Origin of the sequence: Devosia ureilytica, from assembly GCF_024273195.1 — a bacterium.
In the GTDB taxonomy this organism is placed as follows: domain Bacteria; phylum Pseudomonadota; class Alphaproteobacteria; order Rhizobiales; family Devosiaceae; genus Devosia; species Devosia ureilytica.
In genome coordinates, this window is record NZ_JAMZCU010000002.1 from 288,996 (window position 1) to 297,788 (window position 8,793).

Here is an 8,793-nt window from a genome sequence, read left to right on the forward strand (position 1 = left end):
CGGCGACGGATCGATGGTCTCAGGCGAACCAGTCGTGCGGGATGTCTTCCATGGGGGTCCAGTCGGTGAGGAGCTGCCGGGCGGCGAGATCGAAGACGAAACCATTGCCGCCACCCTGGACGCCGATGCGGCTCTGGTCCTCGTCGCGCGAAATGCGGCGGCTGCCGATCCGGCATTTGAGCAGCGTCCCCACGGCGCCGTGGCCGCAAAAAATGACGGGCACACCCGGCGGCACCGAGGCAAGGGCGGTGCGCACGGTCGACACCACGCGCGCCTGGGCATCGATGGCGCGCTCCCAGCCTTCCACGCTTTGCTGCGGCTGGGCGAAAAAGCGATCAGCATGCTCCTCGAACAGCGCCGGCGGCAGGAAGCCGGTGGCGCTGCGGTCATTTTCGCCCATCAGGTGATCGGAGAACACCGGCGTGCCCGCCGCCGCCGCCACCAGTTCTGCCAGTTCCAGCGCCTTGGTCTCGCGGCTCGAAAACACCATGGCGCCAACCGGCACCACGCCGCGCCCCACGAAGGCCTCCGCCCGCCCCCTCCCCTCGGCCGATAGCCCCCAGAGTGGCACCGGGACAGCGGGGTCCATCCTGACCTGGGGGTGGGAGAGGTAAAGCGCGCGCAATTCTATCCCCGGCTGAAATGAGTCAATTCATGCACCATGGTCTCAACCTTGCGGATGATGGCCGGTTCCACCGGGGCGCCTGTCTCGTCAAACGCGGCTTCGGCCGGACCGATGCCGAGCAGCGTCGGCACAATCAGCGTGCCCACCTTGGTGAGGCTGTCGCGCAGGTGGCTCAAGGACCATATGGTGCCATACTTTCCCGAACTGACCCCGCCAATGCCGAAGACGGCATGGCGAAAGGGGCTCGGCTTCTGGCGCGAGAGCCAGGTGATCGTATTGACCAGGAGCGGCGGCACCCCGCCATTATATTCAGGCGTGGCGATGAAGACGATGTCGTGGCTGCGCCACATTTCGGCGAGGCGCCCGGCGGCCTCGGGCACATTGTCGGGCTCAAGATCCTCGTTGAAGATCGGCATTTCGAAATCGGAAAGGTCCACTGCGGTAACCGCAACGCCCGCCTCGGTGAGCTTGCGGCCCATATGCTGCTGCAGCATGCGATTGTAGGACCCCTTGCGGATCGACCCCGAAAGGGTAAGCGCCGTCTTCATAATGCCTCCAGGCTTGTGCACTGTGTCGAAACTGGCGCGGCTGCATCGTCGGTGCAAGTGAATTGGCAGGCGCGGTTTCAAACGTGAGCCTGCGCCACATCAAGGGAGACTACCAATGGCCTCGTCGATCTTCGTCAATATTCCCGTCCGGGATCTCGCCGCATCCATGGCCTATTACAAGGCGCTCGGATTTGATCACAATCCGCAGTTCACCGATGAAACGGCGGCCTGCATCGTGATCGACGACACCATCTACGTGATGCTGCTGACCCATGAAAAATTCGAGGGCTTTTCAAAAAAGCCGATTCCTGATGCCAAGGCCGAAACTGGTGCGCTCTATGCCTTGTCGCGCGACAGCCGCGCCGCCGTGGACGCCATTGCCGAGGCCGGACTCAAGGCCGGCGGCAGCATCCAGCGCCCCACCGAGGATTACGGCTTCATGTATTCGCGCGCCATCGCCGATCTTGATGGCCATGTGTGGGAATATGTCTGGATGGACATGAGCCAGATGCCGACCGAATAATGGCGCTGGTTTCACACGCCCGGGACACGCCGCGATGGCATCGACGATGACAATCACCCATCTCACCCATGACCTCGTGGCCAAAAAGAGCTTCGTGAGTTTTGTCTGGGCCGATGATCCGTCCAAACGCCTAGGCCTTGAAGTCCCTTATGGCACGGCGCTGGACGATATCGCCGCGGCCGCCGAGGCGGCGGTGGGCGAACTGGTGGCAGAGTTGCAGGAAGCCAGGCGGGTGCTGCCGGGGAATTGAAAGGGCCGGAGTGCGCGGCGCTTTAGTGCCACTCAGGCACGGCCCTCGTGGCCTTGAGGCGCGCTTACGGACGCCCGCCTGTCGACCATAGGTCTCCAGGCCTTGAGCCCTTAAATCGCGCCACTGGCGCGATTTGGCCGCAAAGCGGCCGGGCTCAAGCCTCGAACATTTTCTTGAGTTTATCGAAGAAGCCGCCAGAGGTTGGGCTGGTTTCGGCGGTTTCGAGCCGGGCGAATTCCTCGAGCAGTTCGCGCTGCCTGCGGCTCAGGTTCTGTGGCGTCTCGATGTCGAGCTGCACATAAAGATCGCCCACGTCCTTGCTGCGCAGCACCGGCATGCCCTTGCCCTTGAGGCGCACGCGCTGGCCCGGCTGGGTACCAGTGGGCACCTTCACCTTGGCCCGGGACTGGTCGAGCGTGGGCACTTCAAATTCGCCGCCCAGCGCCGCCGTGGTCATGGAGATGGGCACGCGCGCATAAAGATCGGCGCCGTCGCGCTGGAACAGGTCATGCGGACGGATCGATACGAAAATATAAAGATCGCCCGGCGGGCCACCGCGCAGACCGGCCTCGCCCTCATTGGCAAGGCGAATGCGCGTGCCGTCCTCAATACCCTTTGGCACATCGACGGAAAGCTTGCGGTTCTGCTGGCGCCGGCCCTGGCCACCACAATCGGTGCAGGGCTGGTCCATCATCTGGCCGCGGCCCTGGCAGACCGGGCAGGTGCGCTCAATGGTGAAAAAGCCCTGGGCAGCACGCACCTTGCCATGACCATTGCACTGCCGGCAGGTGTGGGTACCGGTGCCGGGCTTGGCGCCGGTTCCCTCGCAGGTGTCGCAACCGGCCAGCGTCGGCACATCGATCTCGACGGTGCGGCCGTCAAAGCTCTCCTCGAGCGAGACTTCCAGATTGTAGCGCAGGTCCGAGCCGCGCATCTTGGCCGCGCCACCGCCGCCCCGGCGTCCGCCGGCGCCGCCCATGAAGTCGCCAAAGATGTCCTCGAAAATGTCGGACATGGACGAGGAAAATTCGGGTCCGAAGCCCGCACCACCGCGCGCACCGCCGCCATTTTCAAAGGCGGCATGGCCGAACCGGTCATAGGCCGCGCGCTTCTGGCCGTCCTTGAGCGTGTCGTACGCCTCGTTGATTTCCTTGAACTTGTGCTCGGCCTCGTCATTGCCCGGATTGCGGTCGGGGTGAAACTGCATCGCGAGCTTGCGATAGGCGCTCTTGAGGGCCGCATCATCGGCGCCCTTCTGGCAGCCAAGCACCTCGTAGAAATCGCGTTTGGCCAAGATGAACTCTCTTTATCGTCGCGCCGGTCAGGTCGTCGCGCAGGTTTGAAATGGGCAAAAGCCGGCCAGGCCAGCGTGTTCCTGCGCATATGGGCAGGCCGCCGCGTCTTAGCAAGGGGAGAAGCGAGGATCAACCAGCACGGATTCACGTGGAACACTTCGCCCCGGCTGCTGCGCGACAAAATCACACCGGCGGGGTGATATCAGGGGCGAAGGCCATGAGAGCTACGTTCGAATGGCAGGACCACTGACCCGCACATCGCCGCCAATCTAACCCGTCGCCTTCTTGATGGCCTCGGCTTGAAGACTGCGGTGATGACAATGCGCCCTTCAAACGCACCCATCGCCACCAGTCGGTCCTGTGCCCCGTCGGAGATGACCGCCCCTCCGAAAAACGAGAGCGCCGACGGCGATTCTTGCCGGTCTGGCCATCCAAAACAAAAGGCCCCGGTGTTTCCACCGAGGCCTTGCATGTATCGGATCAGAACTTAAGCCGACTTCTTGTCGTCGTCGCCGTCCTTGACCTCTTCGAAGTCGGCGTCGACCACGTCGTCGTCGTCTTCATCATCGGTGCCATTGGCCTTGGCTTCCGCTTCTGCCTGGCTGGCCTTGTACATGGCCTCGCCCAGCTTCATCGAGGCTTCGGCCAGAGTGGCGGTCTTTTCCTTGATGGCTTCTGCATCGTCGCCATCGAGCACGCTCTTGAGGTCCGCAATGGCGGTTTCGATGGCGCCCTTGTCCTCGGCCGAAACCTTGTCGCCGTAATCAGACAGCGACTTTTCGGTCGAGTGGACCAGTGATTCGCCCTGGTTGCGCGCTTCCACCGCTTCGCGCTTGCGCTTGTCGGCATCGGCATTGGCCTCGGCGTCCTTGACCATCTTTTCGATGTCGGCGTCCGAAAGACCACCAGAAGCCTGGATGCGGATCTGCTGCTCCTTGCCGGTGCCCTTGTCCTTGGCCGAAACATTGACCAGGCCATTGGCGTCGATGTCGAAGGTCACTTCGATCTGCGGCACGCCGCGCGGCGCGGGGGGAATGCCGGCCAGGTCGAAATTGCCCAGGAGCTTGTTGTCCGCCGCCATTTCGCGCTCGCCCTGGAACACCCGGATGGTCACGGCATTCTGGTTGTCTTCGGCGGTCGAGAAGGTCTGGCTCTTCTTGGTCGGGATGGTGGTGTTGCGATCGATGAGGCGAGTGAACACGCCGCCCAGGGTTTCGATACCAAGGCTGAGCGGGGTCACGTCGAGCAGCAGCACGTCCTTGACGTCGCCCTGCAGCACGCCGCCCTGAATGGCAGCGCCCAAAGCCACGACTTCGTCCGGGTTGACGCCCTTATGGGGCTCCTTGCCGAACATCTGCTTGACCGCTTCCTGCACCTTGGGCATGCGGCTCATGCCACCGACCAGAACGACTTCGTCGATCTGGCTGGCCGAAAGACCAGCGTCCTTCATGGCCTGCTTGCACGGCTCGATGGTGCGCTGGATCAGGTCGTCCACCAGCGATTCGAGCTTGGAGCGCGAGAGCTTGAGGGTCAGGTGCTTGGGACCGGACGCATCGGCGGTGATGAAGGGCAGGTTGATTTCGGTCTGGGTCGAGCTCGACAGCTCGATCTTGGCCTTTTCAGCCGCTTCCTTCAAACGCTGCAGGGCGAGCTTGTCGCCGCGCAGGTCGATGCCCTGTTCCTTCTTGAACTCGTCGGCGAGGTAGTCGACCAGACGCATGTCGAAGTCTTCACCGCCAAGGAAGGTATCGCCATTGGTGGACTTCACCTCGAACACGCCATCGCCGATTTCGAGGATCGACACGTCGAAGGTACCGCCGCCAAGGTCATAGACCGCGATAGTGCCCGAGTTTTTCTTGTCCAGGCCATAGGCCAGCGCAGCGGCCGTCGGCTCGTTGATGATGCGGAGCACCTCAAGGCCGGCAATCTTGCCTGCGTCCTTGGTGGCCTGGCGCTGGCTGTCGTTGAAATAGGCCGGAACCGTGATCACGGCCTGGGTGACAGTCTCGCCCAGATAGCTCTCGGCGGTTTCCTTCATCTTCTGCAGCACCATGGCCGAAACCTGCGACGGCGAATACTTGTCGCCATTGGCTTCAACCCAGGCGTCGCCATTGTCGGCCTTGGTGATCTTGAAGGGCACCAGGTCCTTGTCCTTGGCCACGACCTTGTCGTCGAACCGGCGACCGATCAGCCGCTTGACGGCGAACAGGGTATTTTCGGGATTGGTCACCGCCTGACGCTTGGCCGGCTGGCCGACGAGGCGCTCGCCGTCCTTGGAAAAGGCGACCATGGAGGGCGTCGTGCGCGCGCCTTCCGCATTCTCGATTACTTTGGGATTGCTGCCGTCCATGACGGCCACGCAGCTATTGGTCGTACCCAGATCGATACCGATAACTTTAGCCATTACTCTGCCTCTCTCTCAGCGAACCCGCCATGAAGCCCTCTCAACGAAAGCAACTTCCTGACCCGAAAAGGGTCGGGGTCCCTACTCGATATTAAAATCGCCCCCGTGGGGGCCTCGGGGCGTATATAGGGGGGTGTCACCAACGCTTCAAGCGCGCGTATCGGCAGATTTTACATGAGGCCGGAGAACGGGCCGCCCGGCTGGCCAGGCGGCCCGCACCATCAATCGTTGATGGTGTAGCTGTCGAGAGTGCAGATATCGATCGCCGGCGCGATCAGCTCGGCGCCATTATCCATGACGAACTTGAAGTCATAAAGGCATTGGTCCGAACCATCGCCAATGGTGGCGGTGGCCTGATAGCCGGCTTCGAGGACGCCGCTATCGCCCAGGAGGTCATCGCCCCAGGTATTTTCCTCGCTCGGCGTCGTGTAGAAGTAGTGCAGATCAAACGAGCTATTGTTGATGACCGTGAACTCCACGGTCTGTGCCGCGGCGGGCGCAATGCCGGCCACGAGCGCAAGGGCGGCAAGGCCGCCCAGCAGATGCGTCTTCATGATGGATCCCTCACGCCGGAGGCGAGTCGCTTCCGGACGGCTATTCTCTGCCACTTGTCGCAAGTCCCGCCAAGCCGTCCCGTTTCACGGCGGCGCAAAAATCGCTAGAAGCGCATCATGTTCACCCCCGGCACCGTGCTGCTGCACGACAATCTCACGCCCCAAGGCCAGAACCTGCTGTTCACCCAGCCCCGTGAAGTGCTGGTGGCCCATGATGCGACGACGGCACGCCATGCGCTGGCACGCTTGGCCGTGGCGCATGCCCAGGGCCTTTGGGTGGCGGGCTATTTTGCCTATGAACTGGGATTTCTGTTCGAGGACAGGCTGGCCCCGCTGCTGGCCCAGCGCTCCGCCACCCCGCTGCTCTGGCTTGGCCTCTATGAGGCGCCGCAGCCTTTGTCTTGCGCTGAGGTCGCCGCCATGCTGGACGCGGCTGGCGAAGGCCGGGCGGTCGGGATTGCCCCTAAGCTCGATCGTGCCGCCTATGGAGAGGCCTTTGCGCAGGTAAAAGACTTCATTGCGGCGGGCGACACCTATCAGGTCAATCTGACCATGAAGGCCGGCTTCCGGCTTGAGGGGGATCCGCTCGGGCTCTATCGAACGCTGGCCCATAGCCAGAGGACCGCCTATGGCGCCTATATCGAGGCCAGCGACCATGTCGTGCTCTCGCGCTCGCCTGAACTCTTCGTCTCCGGCACCGGCGACGTGCTCAGGGCCCGGCCGATGAAGGGGACGCAAAAGCGCGGCCGGACCCTGGCAGAAGACGCGCAAGGCCGGGCGCTGCTGGCGGCCGACGAAAAGAACCGCGCCGAAAACCTGATGATCGTCGATCTCCTGCGCAATGACCTGGGGCGCATTGCCGAGACCGGCTCGGTCAAGGTCACCGACCTTTTTACCGTTGAAACCTACCGCAGCCTCCACACCATGACTTCGGGCATCCTGGCGCGAAAACAGCCGGGCGTGGATTTTGGCATGGTGCTGGAAAATCTCTTTCCCTGCGGCTCGATCACCGGGGCGCCCAAACTGCGGTCGATGGAAATTATCCATGCCCTCGAACAGGGGCCGCGCGGGCTCTATACCGGCGCCATCGGTTACCTCGCCCCCAATGGCGATTTCGCCTTCAACGTCGCCATCCGCACGGCGGTGATCGACGCCGCGGGCCAGGGCGAAATCGGCATTGGCGGCGGGATCGTTGCCGATTCGGTCCTTGAGGACGAATATGAGGAGGCCTTGCTCAAGTTGAATTTCCTGTCCGACCCCGCCCCGCCGGTGACCCTGATCGAGACCTTCAAATGGACCCCTGATGGCGGTTTTGATTTTGAGGCGCGCCATCTCGACCGGCTGGAGGCATCGGCCCGCTACTTCATGTTGGAGATGACCCGGGCTGGGGCCGCAGAGGTGCTGGCCGCGGCAAGCCGGGACTGGACCGGCCCCATGCGGGTGCGGCTGACGCTGTCGGACGCCGGCTTCGTCTTGACCGCCGTGCCGCTGCCGCCGAGCCCGGAAAGCTTCCGTTTCGGCATTGCCGAGGAAAAGCTGGATGCAGGGTCGGTGTGGCTGGCGCACAAGACCACCAATCGCGCCTTTTATGATAACCCGCGGCAGGTTGCGCATGACGAGCGGGGACTGGATGAGCTGGTGTTCCGCAATACGCGCGGCGAGCTGACCGAGGGCTCGTTCACCAATCTTTTTATCGAACGCAATGGCCGCCTGCTGACCCCGCCCCTTTCCTCAGGCCTTTTGCCCGGAACCCTGCGCGCCGAGCTCATTGCCACGGGCAAGGCAGACGAGCAGGTTCTGACCCTTGCCGACCTCGCCGGTGCCGAGGCAATCTGGCTGGGCAATTCGGTGCGCGGTCTTGTTCGCGCGCAATGGATCGACCGGGAGGATCACATATCATGACCATCGCCATTCAGCCCGAGGACGTCCTCATCGTCGTCGATGTGCAATATGACTTCCTGCCCGGCGGCAGCCTGGCGGTGGCGGGTGGTGACGAGATCGTGCCGCTGATCAACCAGCTGGCGACCAGGTTCAACAATGTGGTCCTGACCCAGGACTGGCATCCGAAGGATCACATCTCCTTTGCCAGCCAGCACGCCGGCAAGGCGCCGTTTCAAACCATCGCCCTCGACTACGGGACGCAGGTGCTCTGGCCCGACCATTGCGTCTGGCAGACCCATGGCGCTGAGCTGAGCCGCGACCTCGAGCTTCCCCATGCCCAGCTGATCATTCGCAAGGGCTACAACCGGGCCATCGACAGCTATTCGGGCTTCCAGGAAGCCGACCGCGAAACCCAGACAGGGCTCGCAGGTTATCTCAATGAACGCGACGTCGGGCGGCTGTTCGTTGTCGGCCTTGCCACCGATTTCTGCGTCGCCTGGACAGCGCTGGACGGGATCGCGGGGGGCTTTGACGTCACCGTCATCGAGGATGCGACGCGCGCGATTGATGCCGATGGATCGCTGGCAAAGGCCTGGGCGGATATGGACGAGGCCGGGGTTGCGCGGGTGATGAGCCGCGAGATCTTGGAGTAGTAAAAGACCCCCGCACCCGGCCCTATGGTCAGACGCTCCCCCAAGGGAGAGGTGTGGCTG

At 62.9% G+C, this 8,793-nt stretch carries 9 protein-coding genes; 4 read left to right on the plus strand and 5 right to left on the minus strand.

Going from position 1 to position 8,793, the window contains the following annotated elements; all coding sequences use genetic code 11:
• Positions 1-19: 19 nt before the first annotated feature.
• Both NIM87_RS05400 and NIM87_RS05405 read right to left on the minus strand, forming a co-directional pair.
• A complete protein-coding gene (locus NIM87_RS05400; protein WP_254673615.1) occupies positions 20-625 on the minus strand; it encodes a histidine phosphatase family protein in 606 nt (201 codons plus the stop codon).
• Between the two features lie 2 nt (positions 626-627).
• Entirely contained in the window at positions 628-1,173 is a 546-nt protein-coding gene (locus NIM87_RS05405; protein ID WP_254673616.1) for an NADPH-dependent FMN reductase, read from the minus strand.
• A gap of 115 nt (positions 1,174-1,288) precedes the next feature.
• Between NIM87_RS05405 and NIM87_RS05410 the strand changes: the two genes are divergently transcribed.
• Positions 1,289-1,696 carry a VOC family protein gene (locus NIM87_RS05410; protein WP_254673617.1) on the plus strand — a complete coding sequence of 136 codons (408 nt, stop codon included), beginning with the start codon at positions 1,289-1,291 and terminating at the stop codon, positions 1,694-1,696.
• A gap of 34 nt (positions 1,697-1,730) precedes the next feature.
• The gene (locus tag NIM87_RS05415) at positions 1,731-1,946 is read left to right on the plus strand and encodes a hypothetical protein (protein ID WP_254673618.1); all 216 of its coding nucleotides are present in this window, start codon (positions 1,731-1,733) and stop codon (positions 1,944-1,946) included.
• A gap of 154 nt (positions 1,947-2,100) precedes the next feature.
• Here the strand turns inward: NIM87_RS05415 and dnaJ are convergent, their stop codons facing one another.
• The 3 genes from dnaJ to NIM87_RS05430 all read right to left on the minus strand — a co-directional run bounded on the left by dnaJ (position 2,101) and on the right by NIM87_RS05430 (position 6,199).
• Complete coding sequence (gene dnaJ / locus NIM87_RS05420) at positions 2,101-3,240, minus strand: molecular chaperone DnaJ (RefSeq protein ID WP_254673619.1); 1,140 nt, start codon at positions 3,238-3,240, stop codon at positions 2,101-2,103.
• Between the two features lie 488 nt (positions 3,241-3,728).
• Entirely contained in the window at positions 3,729-5,645 is a 1,917-nt protein-coding gene (dnaK, locus tag NIM87_RS05425; RefSeq protein ID WP_254673620.1) for a molecular chaperone DnaK, read from the minus strand.
• Between the two features lie 221 nt (positions 5,646-5,866).
• Entirely contained in the window at positions 5,867-6,199 is a 333-nt protein-coding gene (locus NIM87_RS05430; RefSeq protein ID WP_254673621.1) for a hypothetical protein, read from the minus strand.
• A gap of 117 nt (positions 6,200-6,316) precedes the next feature.
• On the opposite strand from NIM87_RS05430, the gene pabB reads away from it, so the two are divergent.
• Positions 6,317-8,101, plus strand: coding sequence for an aminodeoxychorismate synthase component I (pabB, locus tag NIM87_RS05435; RefSeq protein ID WP_254673622.1), 1,785 nt, complete (start codon positions 6,317-6,319; stop codon positions 8,099-8,101).
• Positions 8,071-8,733 carry a bifunctional nicotinamidase/pyrazinamidase gene (pncA, locus tag NIM87_RS05440; RefSeq protein ID WP_408640050.1) on the plus strand — a complete coding sequence of 221 codons (663 nt, stop codon included), beginning with the start codon at positions 8,071-8,073 and terminating at the stop codon, positions 8,731-8,733. The genes pabB and pncA overlap by 31 nt, the downstream gene beginning before the upstream one ends.
• Positions 8,734-8,793: the final 60 nt, after the last annotated feature.